Raw genomic sequence first — 25,844 nt, forward strand, 5'->3', positions numbered from 1 at the left:
TCAGGCTCTTCAGAAACTACACACTCTGTTGTAAGCAACAGACCTGCGATAGAAGCTGCATTTTCAAGAGCAAGACGTGTTACCTTAGTTGGATCGATGATACCAGCAGCGAACATGTTCTCATACTTGTCATCACGGGCATTGTAACCAAGGTCACCTTTGCCTTCGCGCACTGCCTGTACCACTACTGAACCTTCGCCACCTGCGTTAGAAACAATTGTTCTTAGCGGAGACTCCAGAGCAGTCTTAATGATTTGCACACCAGTTTTCTCGTCAGCATTGTAAACATCAACGTTATCCAATGCATCAATAGCACGGATCAGGGCAACGCCACCACCAGCTACAATACCTTCTTCAACCGCTGCACGCGTAGCATGAAGCGCATCATCAACACGGTCTTTCTTCTCTTTCATCTCTACTTCAGTAGAAGCACCGATGTAAAGGATAGCCACACCACCAGAAAGTTTCGCTAAACGCTCCTGCAGTTTCTCTTTATCATAGTCAGATGTAGTAGTCTCCATCTGAGCTTTGATCTGGTTTACGCGGGCAACGATATCATCTTTCTGACCAGCGCCATTTACCAGCGTTGTGTTGTCTTTGTCGATGATCACTTTTTCTGCCTGACCTAAATAGTCTAGAGTAGCATTCTCAAGCTTATAGCCACGCTCTTCAGAGATCACAGTACCGCCAGTAAGGATCGCGATATCCTCCAGCATAGCTTTTCTTCTGTCGCCGAAGCCAGGAGCTTTAACAGCAGCTATTTTAAGTGAACCACGCAGTTTGTTTACTACTAATGTAGCAAGAGCTTCACCGTCTACGTCCTCCGCTACAATAACAAGACCTTTACCTGTCTGAACAACCTGCTCCAATACTGGAAGAAGTTCTTTCATGGTAGACACTTTCTTGTCGTAGATCAGGATATAAGGGTTGTCGAACTCAGCTTCCATTTTCTCCGCGTTAGTAACGAAGTACGGAGAAAGGTAACCACGGTCAAACTGCATACCTTCTACAGTCTTCACCTCAGTTTCAGTGCCTTTTGCTTCTTCAACAGTGATCACACCATCTTTACCAACTTTATCCATTGCATCAGCGATCATTTTGCCGATTTCCGGGTCATTGTTAGCAGAGATAGTACCTACCTGAGAAATTTCAGAAGAGTTCTCGATCTTTTTAGACTGAGACTTCAGGTTCTCAACAACAACATGAACTGCTTTGTCAATACCACGTTTCAGGTCCATTGGGTTAGCACCGGCAGCAACGTTCTTTATACCTGCAGTGTAGATGGCCTGAGCAAGTACAGTGGCAGTAGTAGTACCGTCACCAGCCTGGTCAGCAGTTTTAGAAGCAACTTCCTTCACCAGCTGAGCACCCATGTTTTCGATAGCATCTTTCAGTTCGATTTCTTTCGCTACTGAAACACCATCTTTTGTAATTGTCGGAGCACCGAATTTTTTATCGATGATCACGTTGCGGCCTTTAGGACCTAAAGTAACTTTAACAGCATTTGCCAGTTTGTCAACGCCAGCCTTTATCTTGCTGCGAGCGTCGGCATCAAATGTGATGTTTTTAGCCATAGTTATATCTATTTAGATAGTTTTAATGATTGGTTTTAATTAAAGTACTGCCAGAATATCAGATTCGCGCATGATCAGGTAGTCGCTGCCCTCAACAGAGATTTCAGTACCTGCATACTTGCCATACAACACCTGGTCACCTACCTTAACCTGTGGCTTCATTAGAGAGCCTTGCTCAGATACTTTACCTTCGCCAACGGCTACTATCTCACCACGCTGCGGCTTTTCTTTAGCAGTGTCAGGGATGATAATACCAGACTTTGTTTTTTCTTCTGCTGCAGCAGGAGCAACAATTACTCTGTCTGCTAATGGTTTAATGCTGATTGACATAGTTGTTATGTTATTAAGTTTAATGGTTGATATTTTAGCTTATAACCTCAAGGGTATTATCATTTCTTGTGCCAAGGCCGTTTCCCTGCCAATACGAGTCATTTTTTCAGCTTTAAACGCCATACTACCTGACAAGTTTGACATATATGGCAGATAAAAAGGAACTTTTTTGTAAAACCTGACAGGAGGAAAGAAGAAATAAGCTATAAACAAAGAAGCCGGCTTTATAAGCCGGCTTCTTTGTTTATAGGAAATGTATATCTGATACTAGTCGTTAGCAGTGTCAATCATTGCTGGAATCTCAGCAGCGCCTGGGATGGCTGCCGTAGTATCTGCAGTAGTTCCTGGCAAAGTAGAAGGGGCAGCAGGCAGGTTTGACTGGCGTGCACGCTCTTCGTTGATTGTTCTTTCTAAGGCTCCGCCTTCATTGGCAGAATCAACCATCATGTGTGTTCCAAGTGTCAGAACTACCAGAGCAATGGCAAAACCCCATGTAAGTTTTTCCAGTAGGTCTCCTGTGCGCTTAACGCCCATAAGTTGGCTTGTGCTACCGCCAAACTGGCTTGAAAGTCCGCCTCCTTTAGGATTTTGAGCCAGCACAACCAAAACTAGCAGCACGCAAATGAAAACAATAATACTGATTAGGGCGATGTACATATTAGCTTATGTTTTGTAATTTCTCTATCTGTTCGGCAAAGTAACTCTTTTTTTCCGGATTTTTCAAAATGAGTTGCTCATATATTTTTATGGCTTTCTTCACCTTCCCTTGTTTCAGGAAGATGGATGCAAGGCTTTCAGAAGCCATGCCTTTCTTTATCTTAGAGCTCTTAAGTGATAAATCCTCCTGTGGTTCTGGCTTTAATTTAATGTTAGCCATTGTTTTAAGCCTTGGATTCAGCTTCAGGAATTGATCTATTATATCAAGTTGGTTGCTTAAAGAATTGGTTACCGGGTGAATGGCTTTTTCTAGCTCATGTGTCTTGCTGTACTCCAGTATAAGCTCAGGGTGGAAGCTTTCGGAACGCCTGGTGTATTCGTTCTTCAACTCCAATGCTTCTCCCATTCTGCTCGATGACATCCAGTAGCCTAAAGAATCTTCAGCATACAATCGGTCTATTTCATCGTAAGAGTAGTTTACCTGTGCCTCTTCTGGATCTAATTCTTCTGTAGTAGTTTCCTCCAGTACCGGGTTACCTTCTATTTCTTTTTCAGGTGTATAAGATAAAGCCGTATTGGCCGCAGAAACTTCTTTTGTTAGAGTCGTCTCATCATTATACGTTGAGGCCTCTAAATCATGTAAGGGTTTAATTCCGGCTTCGGATGCAGGAGTACTTTCCTCTTGCTGTGGTCGTATGGCCAAAAGATCGGTAAAAGAGGAGCTAAGGCTATTAATTGTCAATAGCATTGCCAGCTCTGAATCAACTCTTTCAGGTTCAGCCGTGGTCGGCTCTTCAGGATCTTCTACCTGTTCATTTGTGAGAGCTAAAAAACCAGACTCTTCTACTTCCTGCTGCTCTTCTGTACTTACTTCTAAAGCCTCTGAAATCGATTCCTTCTCAGTTACATTATATTCCTCTTCTGTTACTAATTCTCCGATTATAAATTCCTGGGCATCAATAGTTTTTGATTTGCTTATTTCAAGTGCAGGTTCAACAGCTTCTATAGGTTCAGAAACATTAGGTGCCTCTGCTTCCTGTGATTCTGATACTGTCTGTAAATCAAGGGCAGGTTCCGCTACAGTTGAGGTATATATGATTCGTTTTAATAACTGCCGGTCTGTAGCATAGGAGGAAGCCTTTCGCAAACGTTGCGTGGAAAGCATGCTTCCTTTGTCAAAAGCTGATTTAGCAAGAAGCAAATGAGCAGTCTGGCAATAAGGAAAAGTAGCAGCCACCTTTTCCAGCTCGTCTGTCTGCTGGTCAGAGATGTCTGACACTTGTTTTATCAGTTTAAGAAAAGCTGATTTATTCATTTAGGCTTAGTAATCGTTTTGCTGGCGGCACTAAACTACCAGTCAGCTACCGTTTTATTAAACACATCTGTCACAAGGCGTTCCGTCAACTGCTCAATGGCAGCGGGAGATATTTGGGTAACTTCTACATCCTGTTGGAAATCCTGAGATATGCTGAAAAGCTGATCAAAGTTCTTTTCCGGGTTTTTAGTATTTACAAAGCGTACCTGTACCCCAAGTGTTAATCTGTTTAAGCCAGCTATGTCCTGCACCCCGTCCCGTTGGATAGCTGCTGGCGTATAAGTAAAACTAACGATCTGGCCCTCTAATTGCAAGTCTCCTTCCCGCTGAAGGATGGTCAAATCTGTGTTTCGGCGGTAAAAGTTCTTAAAATTGTTTGTAACAATGTTTGTCAGGTTAGCAGGTCCCTCACCAGTTGGGTTCTCAAAGTTCTGAATAGAAATTGTTTTAACGTCCGGAGGAAGGGTAGAGCCAGTAAAAGAATAAAGGCCGCACCCTCCGCAAAAGAGCAACAGCAGGGGCAAAGCAAAGGCTATCAACCTTAAATTAATCTTCAATATCATACTGCTTCAACTTGCGGTAAAGGGTTCTTTCCGAAATACCCAGATCTTGTGCTGCGTACTTTCTTTTGTTGTTATGCTTTTTCAGGGCTTTCAGAATAAGCTCCTTTTCTTTATCTTCTAAAGATAAGCTTTCTTCTTCTGTTTCGTGTGAAATATCTTCAACCTTTTGGTCCTCATAATCCTGCATCTGCGCTTGCTTTACAGGTAGGTAAAAGCTTTCAGGGTGTTTGTGCTCTTGTTGTTGAAAGGTTGTTCGGCCGTTGATAGTTTCAATATTATCAAACAAATGGCCATGTTCTTTTATAAGGTCCTGATCATTTGGCTGATGAGTCATGATGTCAAAAACGAGTTTTTTTAACTCAGAAACATCACGTCGCATATCGAACAGTACTTTGTAGAGGATATCCCGCTCCGAAAATGGCTGATCGGTAGAAGCTTCTTTGTTGAACAAGGCCGGGAGACTTGACCCCTGGTTACTTGGCAGGTAGTGCTTCAGCTTTTGGGAATCAATTTCCCTTTCATATTCCAGTACAGAGATCTGCTCCACTATATTCTTCAGCTGCCGGATGTTTCCCGGAAAGCGAAAAGACAGAAGCTCCTGAATGGCATCAGGAGTTAGAGTGATTGGTTTTACTTTATACTTTTCAGCAAAATCAGCGGCAAACTTACGGAACAGGAGGTAGATGTCATCACCCCGCTCCCGAAGGGACGGCACAGTGATAGGCACTGTATTTAAACGATAGTAAAGGTCTTCACGAAATTGACCTTTCTCCACCGCATTTATCAAATTAACATTTGTAGCTGCTACTACACGCACATCCGTTTTCTGTACTTTAGATGAGCCCACCTTAATGAATTCACCATTTTCCAGCACGCGCAGCAGTCGTGCCTGCGTACCAAGCGGCATTTCACCAATCTCATCCAGAAAAATGGTACCGCCGTCCGTAACTTCAAAATACCCTTTTCTTGTTTCGGTAGCGCCTGTAAAAGAGCCTTTCTCATGTCCGAACAACTCAGAATCTATTGTTCCTTCAGGTATGGCACCACAGTTGATCGCTATGAACTGACCATGTTTCCGTGGACTTAAATGATGTATGATTTTGGAGAAGGACTCTTTTCCGCTACCACTTTCACCGGTTATAAGCACAGTCATTTCAGTAGGTGCTACCTGGGCCGCCACCTGAATGGCGTGGTTTAGCAGGGGTGAATTACCAATAATCCCAAAACGTTGCTTTATACTCTGTATATCGATATTGCGCATGTTTTTAGTTTTGTAGTCTATCAGGAAGCAGCTTAATTTACTGCTTCTCCGAATAAAGTACCTACACTGCAGTCGTGAACGAAAACATTCACGTAATCGCCTTTCTTATAATGCTTCTTATCAAATATGACCACTTTGTTCTGATCGTTGCGGCCACTAAGCTGTTGGTCGGATTTTTTTGAGAAATTCTCTACCAGAACACGGTGCACCTTCCCCACATCACGTTTGTTCCGAGCAAGAGAGGTCTCCCGTTGTTTCTGGATAATTTCATCCAGCCGACGCTTCTTTACCTCTAATGGAATGTCATCTTCCAGTTTGCGGGCAGCAAGAGTGCCTGGGCGCTCAGAATAAAAGAACATGTAAGAGTAATCATACTGCACGTAGTCCATCAGAGAAAGAGTATCCTGGTGTTCTTCTTCTGTCTCAGTGCAAAAACCTGCAATCATATCAGACGAGATACCACAGTCATCACCTAAAATGCGGCGGATTGCATCTACGCGGTTGATGTACCACTCACGGTCGTAAGTACGGTTCATTAGCTCCAGCACGCGGGAATTACCACTCTGTGCAGGTAAGTGAATGTACTTGCAGATGTTGTCATACTTCTTTATTGTATGCAATACCTCATCTGTAATATCCTTAGGATGAGAAGTAGAGAAACGCACACGCAGTTCAGGAGAAACCAGTGCCACCTTTTCCAGTAGCTGGGCAAAGTTCACAGACTCTGTCCCATCTTCTGATGCCCATTTATAAGAATCTACGTTCTGGCCAAGCAAAGTAACCTCTTTGTATCCCTGATCAACAAGTGTCTGAGCCTCCCGAACAATGGAATGAGCATCCCGGCTGCGCTCCCGGCCACGTGTAAATGGTACAACACAAAAAGAGCACATGTTATCACAGCCACGCATAATGGAAATGAAAGCACTTACTCCGTTGCTGTTCAGGCGGATAGGGTTAATGTCAGCATACGTTTCTTCACGTGAAAGAAGTACATTAACAGCTTTTTGTCCGCCATCTACTTCATTGATCAGATTAGGAAGGTCGCGGTAAGCATCAGGTCCGACCACCAGGTCAACAACCTTCTCCTCCTCCAGCAATGATTTTTTCAAGCGCTCTGCCATACAGCCCAGCACCCCGATCATCATAGAAGGCTTTTTCTTTTTGTAGTAATTAATTTGACCCAATCTGTTCCGAACGGTCTGCTCCGCTTTTTCGCGGATAGAGCAGGTATTCAGAAACACAAGATCCGCCTGTTCAATTTCAGAGGTAGTATCAAACCCTTGCTCATGCATGATTGAAGAGACTATCTCGCTATCTGAGAAATTCATAGCGCAACCGTAGCTTTCTATATAAAGCTTGCGTGTTTTGCCGGTGTTCGTTTCCTGGGTTATATGTGTATCACAGGCCGCAGCTTGTTCTGGTGTGCGGTTGTCTATAAAATCTAAATCTACAATTGGGTCCATACTAATACTTTTACAGCTGCAAATATACTATAATCTGTTCAAAACCGTGACAGAATGGCAGAAAGTAAGAAGGAATTTTAAGAGAGTAACCTGATTTTTTTATTCGCTCAGGTGCGCATTCAGCACTTGCAGTATAGCCTGCGCTTTCAAAAGGCACTCTTCGTATTCCCTATCAGGTGCAGAGTCAAAGGTGATGGCACTGCCAACCATGAAGGACAGGTATCTTTTACTGGAGTTGTATTGAATGCTCCTGATCACCACGTTAAAGTCACAATCCTGGTCGCTGGTAATATACCCAAAGGCACCGGAGTAAAGACCTCGTTTAGTTTCTTCCAACTCCTCAATGAGCTGCATAGCGCTGATTTTCGGAGCGCCTGTCATACTTCCCATCGGGAAGGTGCCCACCAAGGCATCTACCAGGTCTTTACCAGGCTTCAACTCACCAGTTATGGTAGATATCATCTGGAAGACTTGCCGGAAGCCATATATCCCGAACATTTCCTCTACTTTCACGGTTCCGGTTGCACAGGATCTGCTAAGGTCATTGCGGACAAGGTCCACAATCATCATATTTTCAGCCAGCTCCTTCTCATCGTTTCTTAGCTGTTGCTGCAGTTCCAAATCTTCCTCAGGTGTGCTGCCTCGCCTGATGGTACCTTTGATTGGTTGTGAGATCAGCTTTTCCCCTTCCTTTTTAAGAAACCGTTCTGGTGAGGCGCAAAGTAAGTACTTGTCTTCAAACTTAAGGTAGCCGGAGAAAGGGGTAGGGGAAGCTTTACAAAGCGACAGGTAAAGGGGGAGAGGAGCAATGCAAACATCTTCTGCAAAAAATTCCATGCAGTAATTTAGCTCGTATACATTTCCCTCCACAATATGGTGCCTGATCCGCTCTACATTCCTCTTGTACTTTTCAGGTGTCACACGTTGTTTTACCTGCAACGGACCAGAGCTGCTATCTGAAGGCAGAGGAGTGGCAAGTATGGCATCTACTATAGATTTTACATCACCTGATGTGTAACTGACGTTTAGGGTGTCGTAGTTAAAATATAGATTTACTTCCGGTTCGAAGAAAAGAATACCAGGAAAACTAAGGGTGTCTTTATTATGGCTGCTTAGCTTCTCTACCTGATTCTTCAAATCATATCCTAGATAACCACAGATTATCGGTTGTTGACCTTGTAGTACCTTCCTTAAATCGGCAAAGCTTTGTTCCTGGATAATCGGGATAGGTTTGTTGTTTGATACTGCAAGCAAATGCTTAAAGCCTTCATAAGGATAAGGTATATTATGATCGTAATAGTAAGCCACCAATGTGAAAGTGTCAGCCCAGGCTAATGCTTTTACCCTGAACTCTTCAGGCGAAGCCGGAAGGTCAGAAAGAGAGATTTTTGCTGTATACACTACTATTTTTCCTATAAGGCTGAGAGGGCAAGTTTAGCTTTAGCATCTATACTGCCTTTGTATTCATGGTCTTGATATGCCATTGCTTTCTTGAAGTATGCTTTCGCCAGATCTTTTCTGTTTAGCTCTTGGTAAAGGTAGCCTAACTGCAGTGCTGCATGTGGTGCAAAATACAAGCCTGAAGAGCTGCATACAGCAATCGTATTCTTGTAATACCTGATTGCCATCTCCTCTTCTTCCAGGCCATGGTGGATTCTTGCTTTTCTATACTGATACTCGGCTCTTACAGCAAGTGGTGTTTCAGGTGAGGGTTCAATTTCTTCCAGGGCTTTTAGAGCTTGCTGGTAATATCCTCCGTCTGATCGGAGACGGGCAATCAGTAAATTCCTTTCAGGTTGCTCCTGCTTTTCTACGAATCTAGCTGCGTATTTATCCTCTTCAATTTCATTCTTGCCTACTTCACTTATCTGTTTGTAATACCATAATGCCTGGGGAGGATGATTGCTTAACAAATAGGCAAGGTATAGTTTAAAGTGAGCTGCTTTAATGTAATGCTCCCCTTTATGCTGCTTTAAGAAGAGTTGGTTTTCTCTTATAGAGGCATCATAGTTACCGTTATAAAGATACATGTCAGCTGCCATGTGCCGAAGGTAAGGGAATGTCAGGTATTGCCTGCTATTTGGTTTTTTTTGGTAAAGACTTAATGCCTCATCCGTATGCTTTGTCTTTTTTAGCAGGTGAATCGCTGCAAATCGAAAAAGTAGATTATCCGGTTCCTGTTCTGCAAGGTTTTCTACGATCCGGATACTGTAGCCTTCTTTTTTCTGATCCAGCAACTGTAAAGTCAGTGCATATATTATCTGGGCTTCCTCTTGAAAAGGATTTTCCCCAATAGCCGCTGCTTTAAGGTTTGACATTCCTGTTTCGATGTCTCCTTTCATCCCAATTATGTTCAGGAACCAACGGTAGTTATCAGGAACTGAACCTATAAGTACCTGCATCATGCCCAGCGTTTTTTTATTAGGCAGGAACTGGGGGTGTCTCTTTGCGTTAGCAATGTATTGCAGATAGGCTATGCGTATATCCCAGGCTGCAGATAACCTGTTGCCAAAAAGAAGTTTACTGATGCCAACCTGCATTTTTACTTCAGCTAATGCATAGTCTTTCCAGGCTGATTTTTCCTTCAGCGCCTCAATCTTTGCCAGGCGATTTTCCTGCTTCAAAAGAAGGCTTTCAAAAGCTGTAGCGTTCTGCTGAATACATAATGTAAGGAAGTCGCCATAATTTGCTACCAGTAAAGCGGCGGCGTTATCGGGATCTGATTTCAGGGCTTGGCTGGCGTAACTGTCTCCTGAAGAAATTTTTAACTTGAGGTACTCCCGATGCGCTTTCAGTGTGATGCTGGTATAAACGGAAGAGGCTGCACGGGAATAGCTGTTACTGAGAAGTAACAGGAAAAGGACTAAAAAAAAAGGATGGGGTAGAGCCATCCTTTTTAATATTCTATAAAAGCATTTTACGCTCAATGTACCACTTCTTATTAGTAAATACGCTGTTCAACACCAGCCAAGATACGGCCGCAATGCTCACAAACTATTACTTTTTTCTGAGCTGCGATATCTGCCTGACGCTGAGGCGGAACAGTGTTGAAGCAACCACCGCAAGCGTCACGTTTTACAGTTACTACTGCCAAACCGTTTCTTACGTTCTTACGGATACGTGAGTAAGCACTTAAAAGGCGGTCTTCAATGTTAGAAGCAGCATTTTTACGCTCGTTTTCTAACTTGTTTTCTTCGTCTTCGCTCTCAGATACTATCTGATCCAGTTCGTGCTTCTTGTTCTCCAGGTCTTTGCGACGCTCATCAAGGCGATGCTTTGTGCCTTCGATTTCAGAGTTCTTCTGCTCTATCTGGTAATGAGCCTCTTTGATTTTCTTTTCTGCAATCTGGATCTCCAGTTTCTGAAGTTCAACCTCTTTGGTGATGGCGTCATATTCACGGTTATTGCGAACATTCTGCTGCTGATCTTCATACTTGCGTATAAGGCCTTCTGCATCTTTAATGGACTGCTTGCGCTGTGCAATAGACTCGTTCAGTGCAGCGATCTCATCATCAAACTTCCGTACCCTTACTTCATAGCCTTCAATTTCATCCTCCAGGTCCTGAACCTCTTCGGGCAGGTCACCCCTTACGCGTCTAATCTCATCAAGCTGCGAATCGATGCTCTGAAGCTTTAATAGTGCTTCCAATTTGCTGGCTACAGTACTTTCCATGTATTAATAGGTGTATCTGATAGGGTTTGTGTTTACTTCCGATAAATAGACTGCAAAATTAGTAAAGTTTTCCGTAATTGTATCATAAAAAATCTCCTTTGTGAATACTTCGCTCTCATAGTGCCCTATATCAGCGATCAGGATCTTTCCCTCGGAGTCAAAAAACTCATGATACTTAACGTCACCGGTTACAAAGGCGTCTGCACCTTGCCGGAGAGCATCTTTGATCAGGAAACTGCCTGCACCACCACAAACTGCCACTTTTTTAATGCCAATGCTGTCTGTCTCAGTATAACGCACACCCTCTAGTTGCATTCTGTACTTAAGGTAGTTCAGGAAATCGTCCTTCGATAATTCTTCTGAAAGCTCTCCTATCATGCCAATGCCAACCTCCTGGTTTCGGTTTTCGAGAGAGTACAGGTAATGCGCCACCTCCTCATAAGGATGAGCTTCTTTTAAAGCAGCCATTATTTTATTCTGTAGGTACGCCGGGAAAACCACTTCTATTCGGTGTTCCTGCACTTCTTCCGGCTTCCCTGATTCACCTATGGTCGGATTTGCCTTATCTGATGGCTTGAAGCGTCCGGTCCCCTGCACCTGAAAACTGCAGTTACTGTACTCGCCGATGTTTCCTGCTCCTGCACTGTGGAGTGCCGCCAGCACTTTCTCTGTTTCGGGTATAGGCACAAAAGCCACCAATTGCATCAGGGTCTGCGGCTTGCTTACAAGAATCTTCTGGTTCTGGAGCCCGAGTTTGTTTGCAATTTTGGTATTAACGCCATTTAAAACACTATCCAGGTTGGTGTGACTGGCATAAATGGCAATATTATGCTGTATTGCTTTTATAATAGTACGCTCAACATATGTGCGGCCAGTTAAGGATTTTAACCCTTTGAAAATTACAGGATGATGGGCAACAATCAAATTACAGCCTTTTTCAATTGCCTCCTCCACTACATCTTCAGTACAGTCGAGTGTAACAAGAACCCCTCTTACTTCTTCTTTTGCGTTGCCTGTCTGTAAGCCTGCATTGTCGTAATTTTCCTGATAGCTCAGAGGTGCCAGTTGCTCTAAAAGTTGTGTTACCTCCTGTATGGTTGTGATCATAGTTTTGTATTTAATGGTACAAACGGCTTCCTGCTTTAAAATTAATTCTAATTTTGCTCTACCAAAATAATATGATAAAATATCTGAAATTACTGCTTTGGCCTTTTTCAGTACTCTATGGTGGAGTTACAGCAATACGCAATGACTTCTATGATAGAGGCTTTAAGGTATCGCACCGATTTAACCTGCCGGTTATTGCTGTTGGTAATTTAACAGTGGGTGGAACAGGTAAAACACCCCATGTCGAATATTTACTTCGTTTGTTGCGCGGCTATAAAGTAGCAACCCTTAGCCGTGGCTACAAGCGAAAAAGCAAAGGGTTTGTTATGGCAGGTCCTGATGCTACTGCTGAAGTGTTGGGTGATGAGCCTTACCAATACCATATTGACTTTCCGGAGGTGCGTGTGGCAGTGAGTGAAAAGCGTGTGCCAGGTATTGAGCACCTGCAGCAACTAGTACCGGAGCTCGATTTGATTGTTCTGGATGATGCGATGCAGCATAGAGCAGTTTCTCCCTCGTTAAATATAATGCTTACAGATTACACGCGCCTTTTTTACAAGGATTTAGTGTTACCTGCAGGTCTGCTGCGTGAGCCAAAGAGAGGCGCTGCCCGCGCGGACATTGTTATAGTTAGCAAAGCTCCCTCTAACCTGAAAAGTCAGGAAATGGAGGTTATAAAAAGGAAGGTGCATTATTATGCCGGAGCTGATAAACCTGTATTTTTCTCCACCATAAAATATGGTTTACCAGTTGCCGCAGGAGTAAAAAGAGAAATGGGTTCTGACGTGGTTCTTCTGACTGGCATTGCTAATCCTGAGCCTTTAAGGGAATACCTCCGTTCGCAGAAGATAAACGTTGTTGAGGAGTTTATTTTTCCCGATCATCACCCATATACATTACAAGATATTGATAAAGTAAAGGTTTATGTGGAGCACCATAATCATACTTCCTTAAGCATTGTTACCACCCGTAAAGATGCTGTGAAATTAGCGACTGGTTTGATGAGAGAAGCTACTAAGAGCCTTCCTTTATTTTACCTGCCAATCGAAATTGCTTTTCTGGAAAATGGTGCTGGCTTTGACGAAATCATTCTTAAACATGTTGAGGAGTTTGTTCACCGAAAGCATCCTAACCAGCTATGATAAAGTAAAGGTGCATGGGAAGGCGTAGTTGTTGTGCGAAAATCACTAATTTTGGAACTGTGAAAATCAAGTTAATAACCGGAATACTCTTAATCCTATGTCTGCTTGCTGGCCGGGGAGCCTTTGCACAGATTATAGATGATACCACTAAAGTTATTTATAGCCCTAGAACTACTTTGCAGTTGTTTGAGAAGGATGTGCTGGAAGGAATCCTTATAAGGCAGCGTGTTGATACCTCTATCAATAATATTCAAAACGAAAGGTACTGGTACAACGATACCGCTTACTACCAGCACCTCGGAAATATTGGTACTGCCGCTCAACCATTACTTTTCAGAATGCCCATTAAAATTGGTGTAAGATTAGGGAAGAACGTTTTCGACAGGTACGCCTATGATCCTGACCGTATTAACTATTATGATACCCGCTCTCCCTATTCGCATTTATATTATGTACAGGGGCAGCGTGGTGAGCAGGTTTTTGAAGGAATTTATACCCGCAACATAAATGAGAGATGGAATGCCGGGATAGCTTATCAGATTCTGTCTGCAAATAAGCAAATCGGTTATACCAACCGCCGGGCTGGCTTAATTGATAACCAGGCGGTAAAAGCTTTTACTCATTATGCTTCTAAGAACAAACGGTATGATTTGTTTTTCAATTATACCTTCATGAAGCATGAGCAGATTGAGTTTGGAGGTGTTCGCCCTTTATCCACTGATGTTATTCCGGATGATTTGTTCGGATACGAAACAGAAGAAGTTTTTTTAAATCAGGCTGGCACGGAAGAGTCCAGAAACAACCTTCACCTGACAAACATTTTCAAACTAGCGGGGGAAAATCTTAAACTATACCACACACTGGATTGGCATCGGCAGGTGGATGAATACGAGGATGGAGCCTTAACTACCGGGGTAGTGGATGGTGAAGAGAGATTGGTTTTTTATCCTGACACCATCTTTACCTCACGCAGAACAAGCGATCAGACAAACTACAGGCAGCTGCAAAACATTTTTGGTGTAACTGGCAACAGTAAAATTTCCTTTTACAAAGCGTATGCAAAGTACAGGAGGGCCAACATAGACTATAGTGTGCTTGATTTCATGCTGTCTGATACAGTTAGTCAGGAAGTAAGACGATCAGAGAGCGCTACGTTCAACCAGCTTTTTGTAGGAGGGCAGCTTCGACTTTTCTATGAAAACAAAGCTGAAATCATGGTAGATGGAGAGTTTCAGGTGTCAACTGACTACCATGTAAAGGCGCAGGGGAAACTAGGAGGATTAAGGGTGTCCCAGGAGCGTTTGCTTCGTTCTCCATCCTTAGTGGAGGAGTTTATGCTTAGCAATCATTTTACCTGGGACAACGACAATTTTAATAACTCGGTTTTTGACAGGACAGAGGTAGCTTATGCAGGTAAGTTGGGAGATCGTCAGTTCGTAAAGCTGTCTGGTAGCTTTACAAATATCAAGCGCTATGTGTATTTTGATACACTTGCTGTTCCTCAGCAGTTGAACAGAAACCAGCGCATTTTAGGGGCACAGTTAGCTCACCACATCAGATTCGGGCCTATTCACTTCGAAAACTTTGTTGCTTATACTAACACAGATGAGGCTGATAAAATAAGAGTTCCGGAGTGGCTGTTTGATTCGAAGCTTTACTTTCAGGGGTTCCTTTTCAAAAAAGCCCTATATGGGCAGTTTGGTGTGCAGGCACAAATGCCGACTGAGTATTTTGCGGATGCTTACATGCCCGTAACGCAACAGTTTTACCTTCAGAACGATTTTCTGATTGGAAGCTATCCGGTTATTGATGTTTTCATCAATGCTGATATCAAGACTTTCAATGTTTTCCTGAAAATGAGCCATGTGAATGATGAGCTGTGGGAGCAAGGATATATTGTTACTCCTGGCTCCCTATCTCCGCAGCCAAATGGGTTTTACCCGGGCATGCGCCGCAGCTTCGTATTTGGGATAAAGTGGATGTTCTTCGACTAAGTATTAAAATCATGTTTACGCAACCTACAAAAACAATTCTTCGGCTAGAGCTGCCAACAGACCCGCGCTGGGTAAACATCGCAGAGAAAAATATTGAGGAAATTCTGGTTGATCATGCTTATTGCGAGCAGAAAGCAGCCACCTCCGCTATTTCTTTAATTGTGAAATATCCAGACAAAACGCGGCTGGTAGAGGAGATGACAGACTTAGTGGCTGAAGAGTGGAGTCATTTTGAGCGTGTGTTGGAGCAGCTAAAAAAGCGTGGCTATGGCTTGGGACGTAACAGGCCAGACGAGTACGTAGTGGAATTGGTAAAACATATTCGCAAAGGAGGGAAGCGTGAAAGGCAGCTAATGGATCATCTGCTGGTTAATGCCCTTATTGAAGCAAGAAGCTGCGAACGTTTTAAGCTGTTATGGAAAAATATTCAGGACGAGGAATTACAGAAGTTTTACTATGAACTAATGGTTTCAGAGGCAGGGCATTATGTTAGTTTTGTTAAACTTGCCAAAGAATATATGCCCACTGAGGAAGTAGATGCCAGGTTGAAAGAATTACTTAAAATAGAAGCCGAAATAATTCGTAACCTTGAGCCAAGGCATGATCGGATGCATTAATGCTGCTTACCAGCTATTAAAGTCAAAGGAGCATCAGAAATATTTCTGATGCTCCTTTGACTTTCAATATATGATGAAAATATCAGGTCTTTTGCTTTTTCTTCTTAGCTGCCGGAAACAAAATGTTATTCAGAATCAGGCGGTAACCTGGTGAATTAGGATGCAATGCTAAATCAGTAGGATCTTCACCTACCAGGTGCTGGTAATCTTCGGGGTCGTGTCCACCATAGAACGTCCAGGTGCCACGTGCATAGGTGCCGTGCATATAGCGGATTTCTCCTAATTCTTTACTTTCACCCATAACCACTACTTCAGGCTTAACAAGGCTTTTTCGGAAGGCAGTGGTTTGTCCCATAAAACCTTTGATAGTTTTTGCGTGATTCTGTGTCAGCATGGTAGGGATAGGGTCCCATTTAGCAGAGAAGGTAAACAACTGGAAGTAATCATTTGCTTCGTTCACGGGCCGTTCCTGTGGCTGCACATCTATGTTAGAGTATTCATACTCCAAAGGGTTTCGGGAAATTCTAAAATCTTTGAAGGCGAAGGTTTTATCGTAGTTCAGTTTATTTTGTGCATTAGGATCAGCAGCATCCCCGTCAAACATGGCCTCCACTATGTCAACCCCTTCTGCTGCCAAGGCAATATCATAGGTATCGGTGGCTGAGCACATGGCAAACAGGAAACCTCCACCGGCGCAAAAATCCTTGATTTTGTTTACCACAGCTATTTTCAGCTGCGACACTTTTTCAAAGCCTAATTCAGTGGCTGACTCTTCTGCCTCGCGTTGCTGTTCCTGGTACCAGGGGTAATGACGGTAACTGGCATAGAATTTTCCGTATTGCCCGGTAAAATCCTCGTGGTGCAGGTGCAACCAATCATATTTTGGAAGCTCTTCTTGTATGATCTCTTTGTCATAGATAACATCATAGGGAATTTCAGCATAAGTTAGTACAAGTGTAACGGCATCATCCCAAGGCATTTTTGACTTTGGGGTATAAACCGCAATCTTTGGGACTTTCTCCAGCTTCATCACATCCATGTTAGCATCAGGGTTGCTGATTTGTGTAAGGATGCCATTATATTGAGCATCTGAGATCACCTCATAGCTTATCCCCCGCACAATGAGCTCATTTTCTAGCTGTGGAGCGTGATTAAAAGCAAAACTCCCACCTCTGTAATTTAAAAGCCAGTCAACTGGTACCTGCTTTCCCAGAACCCAGTAAGCTGCTCCATAAGATTTTAGATGATCCTTCTGCGCCTCATCCATAGGAATAAGAACAGTGCTTGCCAAGGCAGAAAATGTGAGCAGGAGAAAGCCTAAAAAAAGGGAACTGGTACGGAAAAACATTCGGTTCGTCTTCAAAATGTTATCAAATGTATAAATTTGGTTCTTCTTTGCTAAAATGGACTTATATTTATGTGAATCGCCTCATTTGTTGTTAAACGAAAAACAGACAAAAAGCGCATAAATTCTTTTCTATAGATGAACCTAGTCGAAAATATACGCGAAAGTTTAAGATCCATACAAGGAAATTTGCTTAGAACCATACTTACCGGTTTGATAATTTCTATTGGCATCATGTCTCTAGTCGGGATACTTACTGCCGTAGACAGTATGAAGCATTCTCTCACGCAAACATTCTCAAGTTTAGGAGCTAATGCTTTTGATATACGCAGGAAAGGGTTTAATAACCGGGGAAGCCAGGGCGGGCGAATGGAAAAAATCTATCCGCAGATATCTTACCAGCAGGCCACAGAATACAAAGACAGGATGTCTGACAATGCTGTTGTTAGCTTGTCTGCCTTCATTTCGGGTGCCACAGTAGTAAAGAGTACTACAGAAAAAACCAATCCTAATATCAATATTGTGGGCGGCGATGAAAATTATCTGCAGACGCAGAACCTGAACCTGGCAAGAGGTCGTGGCTTTTCAAGCTTTGAGCATGAATTTGGCTCCAACGTGGCAATTATTGGGGATGAAATTAAATCTACTCTTTTTAAAGACCGTGAGGCGATAGGAGAGTATCTAACTTTCTTAGGTAGGAGATTTAAAGTTGTTGGCCAGCTAGAAGCTAAAGGAAGCAGTATGGGTGGCAGTGGTGACAGAAGGATCATTATCCCATTGGAAACCGGACGCCAGATCCCTCGTCCGGGTGGTTCCCAGTTGAACTATGATATTAAAACTGCCATCCCTCAACCAGAGGAGTTAAACTATGTGATGGGAGAGGCTACGGGTATTATGCGTAATGTTCGCGGGGATGCACTTGGTTTGGAGGAGTCATTTGAGATAAGGAGGAGTGACTCTGCCATTCAAACCTTAGAAGAAATATCCGGCTATTTAAAGGTTGGTGGCTTTGTTATTGGCTTTATTACTCTTTTGGGAGCCTCTGTTGGTTTGATGAATATTATGATGGTGTCTGTGAATGAGCGAACCAGGGAGATTGGCGTAAGAAAAGCGCTGGGTGCGACTGCGGTTCAGATCAGGCAGCAGTTCCTGATCGAAGCAATAGTGATCTGTATTCTTGGTGGCTTCGTCGGGATATTCCTTGGCATTATGATGGGTAACGGTATTGCATCCCTGATTGGTGAAGGCGGATTCATTGTACCGTGGCTTTGGGTGGTAGTTGGGTTAACCATTTGCGTGGCAGTTGGTGTAATCTCTGGTTACTACCCTGCCTTCAAAGCTTCTAAACTTGACCCAATCGATTCACTGAGGTATGAATAATAAAAATACTTCTCCTGCACATTAACAGTAAATAAAAAAGGCGGACCACACAGTCCGCCTTTTTTATTTACTGTTTTAACTATTATTTCTTTTTTTCAGTTGTTGTCTTTGCTTCTGCTTTCTCAGCCTCATATTCTTCATTAAGTCCAGCTACTACTTCTTTAGTAATATCTCTTGAGTCGTCGCTGTAAAGAATTGCACTGTTGCCACGCTGGTAGGTAAGAACCATTTCATAACCCTTTTCATCGCTTAGCTTTTTCAGGTAAGCCTCTACCTGATCATATATTTTCTTCATTTCCTCAGACTCCTCTGTTACCAGTTCATTTCCTGAACTTTGCTGTAACGCCTGAAGTTGTTGCTGCTTTTGGGCAAGGCGTTGCTCGGTAGAAGCACGCTGCTCGTTTGTCATACCCTGAGCAGAACGCTGGTATCTTTCCACCTCTTTTTGGAATGCTTCTGCCTGAGAGCGTAAATCTTTTTCTTTTGTCTCAGCCTTTCCCTGTAATCTGTCACGAACGTCTTTGAAGTACTCATAGTTCGCTAGTAAAGAATCAGAGTTGACATAAACAATGTCTGGGTAGTTGGTTGCTGTGGCAGCAACACCGTCTACTTTTTCTACAGCAGTTGTTTTTTCAGCTTTATCGCAAGCTGCTAAAGTAGCAGTTGCAACTGCAAGGCCCAGGGTTAGTCTTAATAGTTTCACAGTAGGTTTATTTATTTACTTTAATATGTTTTCGACTTTAAATATAGGTTAATTTTACTGATGCCTGAAATATTTTAATGCTTCAGTACTTCCTGATAAGTCTCCTCAGCCTCCATCAGTCCATTTGCACTGATATTTGTAAGGCGAACGTGCTTCGTTTCATTTACAAGAATAGGATCATACTTGGCCACAACACGAACGTAATTCTCCGTCCAGCCTTCCATCATTCCATCTTTCACATCATCTTCAAAAAGCACCGAAAACTCGCGTTCAAGATTTTGCTCGTAAAAGTGGCGTTTCTTCTTTTCAGAGAGAATTCGTAGCATATCTGCACGTCGGTTACGGTCTTTGATGCTCACTTTTCCGGGCATCTCAGGAGCAAGTGTATTCTCTCGTTCTGAATAAGGGAAAACATGCAGGTAGCTTACATCCAGATCATTGATGAAATTATATGTCTCCAGGAAGTCTTCTTCTGTTTCCCCGGGAAAACCAACAATAACATCCACACCAATACAGCAGTGGGGCATCAGGGATTTGATTTTTGATACACGATCTGCATAAAGCTCTCGTTGATACCGGCGTCGCATTAGTTTTAGTACCTTGTTTGAGCCTGATTGAAGCGGCACATGGAAGTGCGGCATAAAGCGTTTGCTTGTCGATACAAATTCAATGATTTCATCTTTCAGCAGGTTTGGCTCAATAGAGGAGATACGGAAACGGTCAATATTATCCACCTTATCCAACTCCTGAACCAGCTCAAAGAAGGTCTCAACACGCTTTCCATCCTGTAAGCCAAAATCACCTGTATTTACTCCTGTCAGCACTATTTCCTTTACACCAGATGCAGCGATTTCATGAGCAGAGTTCAGAACATTTGCTATACTATCAGAGCGGCTATTACCTCGTGCCAGTGGGATTGTACAGAACGTGCAGGAGTAGTCACAGCCATCCTGAACTTTAAGGAAGGTGCGGGTACGATCACCAAAGGAGTAGGAGTTATGAAAAGTATTTGCCTCTGATATTGGGCTGGCATAAACTTCAGCTTTATCTTTTTTCTCAAACCCTTCCAGTATATCCACCAATTGGAATTTCTCTGCTGCCCCCAATACAGCATCTACGCCTGGTATTTCAGAAATCTCTTTTGGCTTCAGCTGTGCATAGCAGCCTACAATGGTAATAAAGGCATTGGGAGAATGCTTTTGTGCCTCCTTTACAATTTTACGACACTTCTTATCAGCGTTATCCGTTACGGAGCAGGTGTTAATGACGTAAATATCAGGCGTATCTGTAAACTCAACTTTTTCAAATCCACGCTCCTGGAATATTCTTCCGATAGTGCTCGTTTCAGAATAGTTAAGCTTACATCCTAGGGTATAAAAAGCTACTTTTTTCATATTAAGGGTGCAAAGATACAAAATAAATTGTGATTGAGGTGCTGAGTTAAGCGACTTATAATAAGCAACTTGCGTGGGTTCGGGATCAATATTTACTCTTTTGAGTCCTCTTTTTACTTCTTAACAAAGTCACCAAAGGAGTACTGCATATATGCCTGCCCTACTTTTAAATACTCGTCACCAACACCTTCATCCCGGGTTATTACCCTTTTTGCCACATTATCATAAGTTATCACTCCTTTAGGGGTAACATACCCAAACCCATCGTTATAAACATAAAAAGCAAATGGGTCTGTAGCAGGTGCAAGTAAATTGCGGCCCCAGGTAAACTGATCGTGCGGAAGATTTAAAGCTGCAAGAAGAGTAGTGGCAATGTCCGTTTGAGAACCAATGGTTGCTACAGACATGCCCTTTTCCTTTAGAACACCTCCCGTTAAAATAAATGGTATTTTAAATTTAGAAGGCGCATGATTAGGATCATTGCCCGGTAAGGGATGACCATGGTCAGCAGCTATTACAACAAGCGTCTTATCCCACCATGGCTGTTGCTTTGCCTCCTCTATAAATTTGCCCAGTGCCCAGTCTGTATAGTATACACTGTTTCTGAACAAGGCCTCATTGTCTGAACCTGGAAATTTAGGTGCTATGGGGATTTCAAATGGCTCATGGCTGCTCAGGGTATATACCGTTGAGAAAAAGGGTTTATCCTCCTGCTTTAAATCATGCAATACCCGCTCAAACAAAACATGGTCGTGGGCACCCCATTTGGAGTTATAAGTGCCGGGATCAAAATCATACTTGTCTATTAGCTTATCATACCCTCCGTTTAAAAGGTACGACTTAATGTTGGCGAATTCCAGTTCCCCTCCATAGTAATAGCTGGTGCTGTAACCTTGTTGTTCGAAGACCTGGCTTAGATGTGGAAGCTTTTCAGTCTTTTTAGGGGTTTTAATGATAGAAGTAATGGTTTGCACCGGATATCCACTTAGTAAAGCAACCATACCTTTCTCGCTTCGGTCCCCGCTTGCATAAACATTAGTAAAGTTTATACCTTCCGATGCTAAGCGTGCTAAGTTAGGTGTCACCCCTTTTTCTCCACCTAAGCTTTGGATAAATTTGGCTGTATAACTCTCCAGTATGATAAAAAGCACGTTAGGCTGCGCCTTCGAAATCAGAGCAACTTTATCTTCAACTGCAGCCTCTCTGTATAAGCTGTTAACGATTTCTTCCGCCTCCTGCTCCTCCATGTATTTATAGGGGTTGGTGCTTGTTTTACTATACTTGAGCAGGGCATGCATCAGATTCCATGGCAAATTCAGGCCTGCATGGTTTGCGTAGGGGTTTTCTGAAAAGTACACAACACTTTGATTGATGGGGATTTGCTGCCATCCTCCTCTAAGTGGAAGCACCAGCACAACCAGATACAATAACGAAATAGAGCTTAAAAACCACCTGTTGCCAGCGAGCTTGTAAAGGCTGAAATCGAAAGCACGTAGGTAAAGAAGGATAAACAACGCAGTTATCACAAAGGTAATGGTTGTAAGTAAGAAAACAGGTGCAGCAGCAGCCGTTGCCACCATCTCTCCTGGTGTATTCAAATATTGAAGAGGGGTAGCATCCAAGCGAAACCCCCAGAAGGTATAGAGTTCCAGATCTGCAGCTAACATAACAGATATACCTATCAGTAGGAGGAAAGTATACAATTTGATGGTTGCACCAACATTTAACCGGGGCCAGGCAGCGGCTGCTAAAGAAAGTATAAAAGGAACAGCACTGATATAGGCGGCAAAGGAAAGGTCAAGCCTTAACCCATACATAAAGGTGCTGATAACTTCACCAGAGGTTAGCTGCTCCGTTTTTTCCAGGTGATAAACAAGGAAAATCCCTCTGGCTACAATAAAATAAAGTACCCAGAAAAGAAAGTAAAGGGGTTGGAAGTATATTCTTCTATTCACGTTGCAAATATAAGTCATTACGCCTGCCTTTTTTAACGATTGCTTTTCAAAGAAAATTCCGGTCAGCACCATCATTTAGTTTTTAAGGGGGTATAGGGGTTTAGTATTGATTTTTGTAAATAGGGGGGTGTTTAATAAGGGGTGTTTGAGATGTTTAGTAAGCAAAATTGCTTGAACCCCCTTAAAAATTATACCCATCTGCCTTGCGCTAATGATTTTCTCCATATCTTTGCCTAAAATAAAACCCAAACCCTTTTTTATCTATGGCTACATTACGTTTTAAAGCGCTGGAACTTGTGAGTCAGCGTAAACCCAATGAGGTGACTCTTCCTTCTCTTAAAATTTCTGAATACTTCGGCGAGAACGTATTTGGTTTAGATGCCATGCGAGCTACCATGTCTTCAGATAACTTCAAGCGCTTGCGTAAGGTAACTGAGGCTGGCGATAAAGTTGACCGCCATTTGGCTGATGCTGTTGCAGCTGCAATGAAAACCTGGGCCATCAACAAAGGGGCTACACATTACACGCACTGGTTCCAGCCATTGACAGGTGCCACGGCAGAAAAGCATGACTCTTTCTTCGACCTTACATCAGATGGGGACGCCATTGAAAGCTTTAAGGGCAGCGCCTTGGTTCAGCAGGAGCCGGACGCCTCCTCTTTTCCTAGTGGTGGTATCAGAAATACATTTGAAGCAAGAGGGTATAGCGCCTGGGACCCTTCTTCTCCGGCCTTCCTGATTGAAAATGCTGGTACGAAAACACTTTGTATTCCTACTATCTTTGTTTCATACACAGGTGAGGCTCTTGACTATAAAACTCCGCTCCTAAAGTCTTTAAAGCTGCTTAATGATGCTGCTGTACCTGTGTGCCAGTATTTTGATAAGGATGTAAACAAGGTCAACACGACCCTTGGAATTGAGCAGGAGTATTTTCTTGTAGACAGGGCTCTTTTTGAGGCTCGTCCGGATTTAGTAATGACCGGTCGTACCCTTTTTGGACATGCTCCTGCTAAAGGACAGCAGCTGGAGGACCATTACTTTGGAAGTATCCCTAGCCGCGTGCACGCCTATATGGTTGATTTTGAGAAGTCTGCTTTGCGTTTGGGGATTCCACTTAGAACCCGCCATAATGAAGTGGCTCCCAACCAGTTTGAATGTGCCCCAACTTTTGAAGATGCTAACCTTGCCGTTGACCATAACCAATTGCTGATGGATGTGATGGACCGGGTGGCTGAAAGACATGGATTTAAGGTGTTATTGCACGAAAAGCCCTTTAAAGGTGTGAACGGTAGTGGTAAGCATAACAACTGGGCAATGAGTACAAATACAGGTGTCAATTTGCTTGGCCCTGGTAAGAAGCCAAAAGAAAACCTGCAGTTCCTGACTTTCTTCATTAATACCATTAAAGCTGTTCACAGGTATGACGATCTGCTGCGTGCTTCTATAGCCTCGGCCAGCAATGATCATCGTCTGGGTGCTAACGAGGCACCACCAGCTATCATGTCTGTTTTCATCGGTCAGCAATTAACTGCTGTGCTTGATGAGTTTGAGCGTACCTCTAAAGTGCCGATTGAGAAGGGCGATAACATGTACCTGAAACTTGGCATTGATAGGATTCCGGAAGTTTTACGTGATAATACAGATCGTAACCGTACTTCACCTTTTGCCTTCACAGGAAATAAGTTTGAATTTAGAGCAGTAGGCTCATCAGCAAATTCCTCTTCTCCGATGACGGTGCTCAATACAATCGTCGCAAATCAGTTAGTTGAATTCCGCAAGGCTGTGGATGAACTGATTGAGAAGGAGGACATGAAGAAAGAGTTGGCTATTATCCAGGTGCTGCGTGAGTACGTGGCCGAATCAAAGGCTATCCGTTTCGAAGGCAATGGTTACTCCAAAGAGTGGGAGGAGGAAGCAGCAGGACGTGGCCTTTCGAACGTAAAATCTACTCCACTTTCACTGGATGTTTATGAGCGGGAAGATGTGATCGAGCTTTTCGAAAAGTATAATATACTTACGAGTGTGGAGCTGAAGGCGCGCCACGAGATACTTTTGGAAGATTACATCAAGAAGATCCAGATCGAATCGCGTATCATGGGTGACCTTGCCGTGAACCATGTAATTCCAACAGCTATTGCTTACCAGAACAAATTAATTCAGAATATCCGCGGGCTTAAAGATCTTGGCCTTGAAGATGAGTATACTCAAACTATAGTTGAATCCATCAAGAAAATGTCCCGACACATCACTACTATTCAAAAAAATGTGGATGAGATGATTGAGGCGCGTAAGGTAGCTAATAAAATTGATGACGTAAGAGAGAGAGCCATCATGTACCGGGACACGATCTTTGGCTTCTTTGATACAATCCGTTACAGCGTAGACAAACTGGAACTGATGGTGGCTGATGAAGACTGGCCACTGATTAAATACCGGGAACTAATGTTCCGTCGTTAATCTGAAATAGTAAAATAACCAAAAGGGGCTCCTGTAGAGGGAGCCCCTTTTGGTTTTAATTTAAATGAAAGTTCTGCGGTTTTATAGCATTTAGCTTTTTGGATGTCTGTAATAAAGTGGCAACCAGTAATGATATAATTACTGCCATCCCTATTACAAGGTAGGAAAGAACTTTAATCATGTTGATGCTTTTTCCTGCCGAGGCATACAAGTCGTGCCCGACAGACTCCTGAAGCTGGCTTAGCGCATGAAGCGGTACAAGTAGGTCCTGAAAGGAAGCTTTTCCGAGGGTGCTGTAGGCGTTCCGCGCTTCCTGCTCCTTGTTGCTTTTGCTTAAGCTGATAATTGCTGCCTGCACTGTAACAAATTTTTGTTGTGCCTCTTTAAATTCCTTCAAATCAATCCCTTCCTGTTTCGTGAGGTAAGTGCCTTCAACCTTAACAACAATTGAATCTATCTCTTGCTGATTTCTTTCAATCTGGCGTTGAAGATTTTCCTTTTCTGATCTGTCTTTGGCAAGTATATGCTCCTCAAGCAGGATATGGGTTCTGTAATTACGTTCTGTAATAGCGGAGATGTCCAGTGCTGGTATTAGCCGATCTTCATAAACAGACCTGAATTGTCCGCCTACTTGTCCGATATTATAGTTTACAAACCAATTTGCCAGCACAATTACCAGGAATATAATCCCTAAAGCCAACGCCACCTTGTCGCGCTGCCTCACTCTAAAACTCCAACTCATAGGTAAAAGATTGGTTATGTTTTATAAATATATAAAAATATACCAAGTAACAAAATGAAGTTTAAGCTTTAAGCGGTTAGGGTAAGTCTAGTCATATAATATTATCATCTAAAAGTTATAAAACTTAAAATGAGCATCGCGTATAACAGGCACATCAAGCGAATAGGAAACAA

Annotated in this window: 21 protein-coding genes; 5 read left to right on the forward strand and 16 right to left on the reverse strand. The window is 42.9% G+C overall.

Features of this window, described 5'->3' with window-relative positions; translation table 11 throughout:
- The 11 genes from groL to ACFSRY_RS17575 all read right to left on the reverse strand — a co-directional run.
- On the reverse strand, positions 1-1,574 hold a 1,574-nt coding region (gene groL, locus ACFSRY_RS17525; RefSeq protein WP_377510889.1), incomplete at its 3' end, for a chaperonin GroEL.
- Between the two features lie 39 nt (positions 1,575-1,613).
- Entirely contained in the window at positions 1,614-1,904 is a 291-nt protein-coding gene (gene groES / locus ACFSRY_RS17530; RefSeq protein ID WP_377510892.1) for a co-chaperone GroES, read from the reverse strand.
- Between the two features lie 267 nt (positions 1,905-2,171).
- Entirely contained in the window at positions 2,172-2,561 is a 390-nt protein-coding gene (gene secG, locus ACFSRY_RS17535; RefSeq protein WP_377510895.1) for a preprotein translocase subunit SecG, read from the reverse strand.
- 1 nt (position 2,562) lies between these two features.
- The gene (locus tag ACFSRY_RS17540) at positions 2,563-3,876 is read right to left on the reverse strand and encodes a hypothetical protein (protein WP_377510898.1); all 1,314 of its coding nucleotides are present in this window, start codon (positions 3,874-3,876) and stop codon (positions 2,563-2,565) included.
- A 35-nt stretch (positions 3,877-3,911) separates the two neighbouring features.
- Positions 3,912-4,439 (reverse strand): LptE family protein, encoded by a 528-nt coding sequence (locus ACFSRY_RS17545; protein WP_377510901.1) that lies wholly within the window; start codon positions 4,437-4,439, stop codon positions 3,912-3,914.
- Positions 4,423-5,700: a sigma-54 interaction domain-containing protein gene (locus ACFSRY_RS17550; protein ID WP_377510904.1), complete on the reverse strand. Its 1,278-nt coding sequence runs from the start codon at positions 5,698-5,700 to the stop codon at positions 4,423-4,425. The genes ACFSRY_RS17545 and ACFSRY_RS17550 overlap by 17 nt, the downstream gene beginning before the upstream one ends.
- Before the next feature lie 32 nt (positions 5,701-5,732).
- Complete coding sequence (gene miaB / locus ACFSRY_RS17555; RefSeq protein WP_377510908.1) at positions 5,733-7,163, reverse strand: tRNA (N6-isopentenyl adenosine(37)-C2)-methylthiotransferase MiaB; 1,431 nt, start codon at positions 7,161-7,163, stop codon at positions 5,733-5,735.
- 99 nt (positions 7,164-7,262) lie between these two features.
- The gene (locus ACFSRY_RS17560; protein ID WP_377510911.1) at positions 7,263-8,564 is read right to left on the reverse strand and encodes an anthranilate synthase component I family protein; all 1,302 of its coding nucleotides are present in this window, start codon (positions 8,562-8,564) and stop codon (positions 7,263-7,265) included.
- A gap of 11 nt (positions 8,565-8,575) precedes the next feature.
- On the reverse strand, positions 8,576-10,054 hold the full coding sequence (locus tag ACFSRY_RS17565) for a tetratricopeptide repeat protein (RefSeq protein WP_377510914.1): 1,479 nt from the start codon (positions 10,052-10,054) through the stop codon (positions 8,576-8,578).
- 50 nt (positions 10,055-10,104) lie between these two features.
- Complete coding sequence (locus tag ACFSRY_RS17570; RefSeq protein WP_377510917.1) at positions 10,105-10,836, reverse strand: zinc ribbon domain-containing protein; 732 nt, start codon at positions 10,834-10,836, stop codon at positions 10,105-10,107.
- Positions 10,837-10,839: 3 nt separating this feature from the next.
- Positions 10,840-11,943, reverse strand: a complete 1,104-nt coding sequence (locus ACFSRY_RS17575; protein WP_377510920.1) for a Nif3-like dinuclear metal center hexameric protein — start codon at positions 11,941-11,943, stop codon at positions 10,840-10,842.
- Positions 11,944-12,014: 71 nt separating this feature from the next.
- Here ACFSRY_RS17575 and lpxK point away from each other — a divergent pair, with 71 nt between their 5' ends.
- From lpxK to miaE, 3 genes are read left to right on the forward strand one after another with little or no spacing between them, the layout of a single operon-like run.
- The gene (gene lpxK / locus ACFSRY_RS17580; RefSeq protein WP_377510923.1) at positions 12,015-13,085 is read left to right on the forward strand and encodes a tetraacyldisaccharide 4'-kinase; all 1,071 of its coding nucleotides are present in this window, start codon (positions 12,015-12,017) and stop codon (positions 13,083-13,085) included.
- Between the two features lie 59 nt (positions 13,086-13,144).
- Complete coding sequence (locus ACFSRY_RS17585; protein WP_377510926.1) at positions 13,145-15,079, forward strand: putative porin; 1,935 nt, start codon at positions 13,145-13,147, stop codon at positions 15,077-15,079.
- Between the two features lie 11 nt (positions 15,080-15,090).
- Entirely contained in the window at positions 15,091-15,696 is a 606-nt protein-coding gene (gene miaE, locus ACFSRY_RS17590; RefSeq protein ID WP_377510929.1) for a tRNA-(ms[2]io[6]A)-hydroxylase, read from the forward strand.
- An 82-nt stretch (positions 15,697-15,778) separates the two neighbouring features.
- Here miaE and ACFSRY_RS17595 read toward each other — a convergent pair whose 3' ends face one another.
- A complete protein-coding gene (locus tag ACFSRY_RS17595) occupies positions 15,779-17,044 on the reverse strand; it encodes an asparagine synthetase B (RefSeq protein ID WP_377511232.1) in 1,266 nt (421 codons plus the stop codon).
- Between the two features lie 135 nt (positions 17,045-17,179).
- Here ACFSRY_RS17595 and ACFSRY_RS17600 point away from each other — a divergent pair, with 135 nt between their 5' ends.
- On the forward strand, positions 17,180-18,421 hold the full coding sequence (locus ACFSRY_RS17600) for an ABC transporter permease (protein ID WP_377510932.1): 1,242 nt from the start codon (positions 17,180-17,182) through the stop codon (positions 18,419-18,421).
- A gap of 82 nt (positions 18,422-18,503) precedes the next feature.
- Here ACFSRY_RS17600 and ACFSRY_RS17605 read toward each other — a convergent pair whose 3' ends face one another.
- From ACFSRY_RS17605 to ACFSRY_RS17615, 3 genes are all read right to left on the reverse strand, one after another.
- Positions 18,504-19,124, reverse strand: a complete 621-nt coding sequence (locus ACFSRY_RS17605; RefSeq protein WP_377510935.1) for an OmpH family outer membrane protein — start codon at positions 19,122-19,124, stop codon at positions 18,504-18,506.
- A 74-nt stretch (positions 19,125-19,198) separates the two neighbouring features.
- Complete coding sequence (mtaB, locus tag ACFSRY_RS17610; RefSeq protein WP_377510938.1) at positions 19,199-20,518, reverse strand: tRNA (N(6)-L-threonylcarbamoyladenosine(37)-C(2))-methylthiotransferase MtaB; 1,320 nt, start codon at positions 20,516-20,518, stop codon at positions 19,199-19,201.
- Between the two features lie 113 nt (positions 20,519-20,631).
- Positions 20,632-22,548, reverse strand: coding sequence for an LTA synthase family protein (locus ACFSRY_RS17615; protein WP_377510941.1), 1,917 nt, complete (start codon positions 22,546-22,548; stop codon positions 20,632-20,634).
- A gap of 188 nt (positions 22,549-22,736) precedes the next feature.
- On the opposite strand from ACFSRY_RS17615, the gene ACFSRY_RS17620 reads away from it, so the two are divergent.
- A complete protein-coding gene (locus tag ACFSRY_RS17620) occupies positions 22,737-24,929 on the forward strand; it encodes a glutamine synthetase III family protein (RefSeq protein WP_377510944.1) in 2,193 nt (730 codons plus the stop codon).
- A 55-nt stretch (positions 24,930-24,984) separates the two neighbouring features.
- On the opposite strand, the gene ACFSRY_RS17625 is transcribed toward ACFSRY_RS17620, so the two are convergent.
- Positions 24,985-25,671, reverse strand: a complete 687-nt coding sequence (locus ACFSRY_RS17625; RefSeq protein WP_377510947.1) for an MCP four helix bundle domain-containing protein — start codon at positions 25,669-25,671, stop codon at positions 24,985-24,987.
- Positions 25,672-25,844: the final 173 nt, after the last annotated feature.

Source organism: Pontibacter locisalis (assembly GCF_042684605.1).
Lineage (GTDB): Bacteria > Bacteroidota > Bacteroidia > Cytophagales > Hymenobacteraceae > Pontibacter > Pontibacter locisalis.

Excerpts from the sequence above, each read along its gene's own strand:
- groES (WP_377510892.1), bottom strand. The coding sequence starts at position 1,904 with ATGTCAATCAGCATTAAACCATTAGCAGACAGAGTAATTGTTGCTCCT.
- secG (WP_377510895.1), bottom strand. The coding sequence starts at position 2,561 with ATGTACATCGCCCTAATCAGTATTATTGTTTTCATTTGCGTGCTGCTA.
- ACFSRY_RS17540 (WP_377510898.1), bottom strand. The coding sequence starts at position 3,876 with ATGAATAAATCAGCTTTTCTTAAACTGATAAAACAAGTGTCAGACATC.
- ACFSRY_RS17545 (WP_377510901.1), bottom strand. The coding sequence starts at position 4,439 with ATGATATTGAAGATTAATTTAAGGTTGATAGCCTTTGCTTTGCCCCTG.
- ACFSRY_RS17550 (WP_377510904.1), bottom strand. The coding sequence starts at position 5,700 with ATGCGCAATATCGATATACAGAGTATAAAGCAACGTTTTGGGATTATT.
- miaB (WP_377510908.1), bottom strand. The coding sequence starts at position 7,163 with ATGGACCCAATTGTAGATTTAGATTTTATAGACAACCGCACACCAGAA.
- ACFSRY_RS17565 (WP_377510914.1), bottom strand. The coding sequence starts at position 10,054 with ATGGCTCTACCCCATCCTTTTTTTTTAGTCCTTTTCCTGTTACTTCTC.
- ACFSRY_RS17570 (WP_377510917.1), bottom strand. The coding sequence starts at position 10,836 with ATGGAAAGTACTGTAGCCAGCAAATTGGAAGCACTATTAAAGCTTCAG.
- ACFSRY_RS17575 (WP_377510920.1), bottom strand. The coding sequence starts at position 11,943 with ATGATCACAACCATACAGGAGGTAACACAACTTTTAGAGCAACTGGCA.
- lpxK (WP_377510923.1), top strand. The coding sequence starts at position 12,015 with ATGATAAAATATCTGAAATTACTGCTTTGGCCTTTTTCAGTACTCTAT.
- miaE (WP_377510929.1), top strand. The coding sequence starts at position 15,091 with ATGTTTACGCAACCTACAAAAACAATTCTTCGGCTAGAGCTGCCAACA.
- ACFSRY_RS17595 (WP_377511232.1), bottom strand. The coding sequence starts at position 17,044 with ATGTTTTTCCGTACCAGTTCCCTTTTTTTAGGCTTTCTCCTGCTCACA.
- ACFSRY_RS17600 (WP_377510932.1), top strand. The coding sequence starts at position 17,180 with ATGAACCTAGTCGAAAATATACGCGAAAGTTTAAGATCCATACAAGGA.
- mtaB (WP_377510938.1), bottom strand. The coding sequence starts at position 20,518 with ATGAAAAAAGTAGCTTTTTATACCCTAGGATGTAAGCTTAACTATTCT.
- ACFSRY_RS17615 (WP_377510941.1), bottom strand. The coding sequence starts at position 22,548 with ATGATGGTGCTGACCGGAATTTTCTTTGAAAAGCAATCGTTAAAAAAG.
- ACFSRY_RS17620 (WP_377510944.1), top strand. The coding sequence starts at position 22,737 with ATGGCTACATTACGTTTTAAAGCGCTGGAACTTGTGAGTCAGCGTAAA.
- ACFSRY_RS17625 (WP_377510947.1), bottom strand. The coding sequence starts at position 25,671 with ATGAGTTGGAGTTTTAGAGTGAGGCAGCGCGACAAGGTGGCGTTGGCT.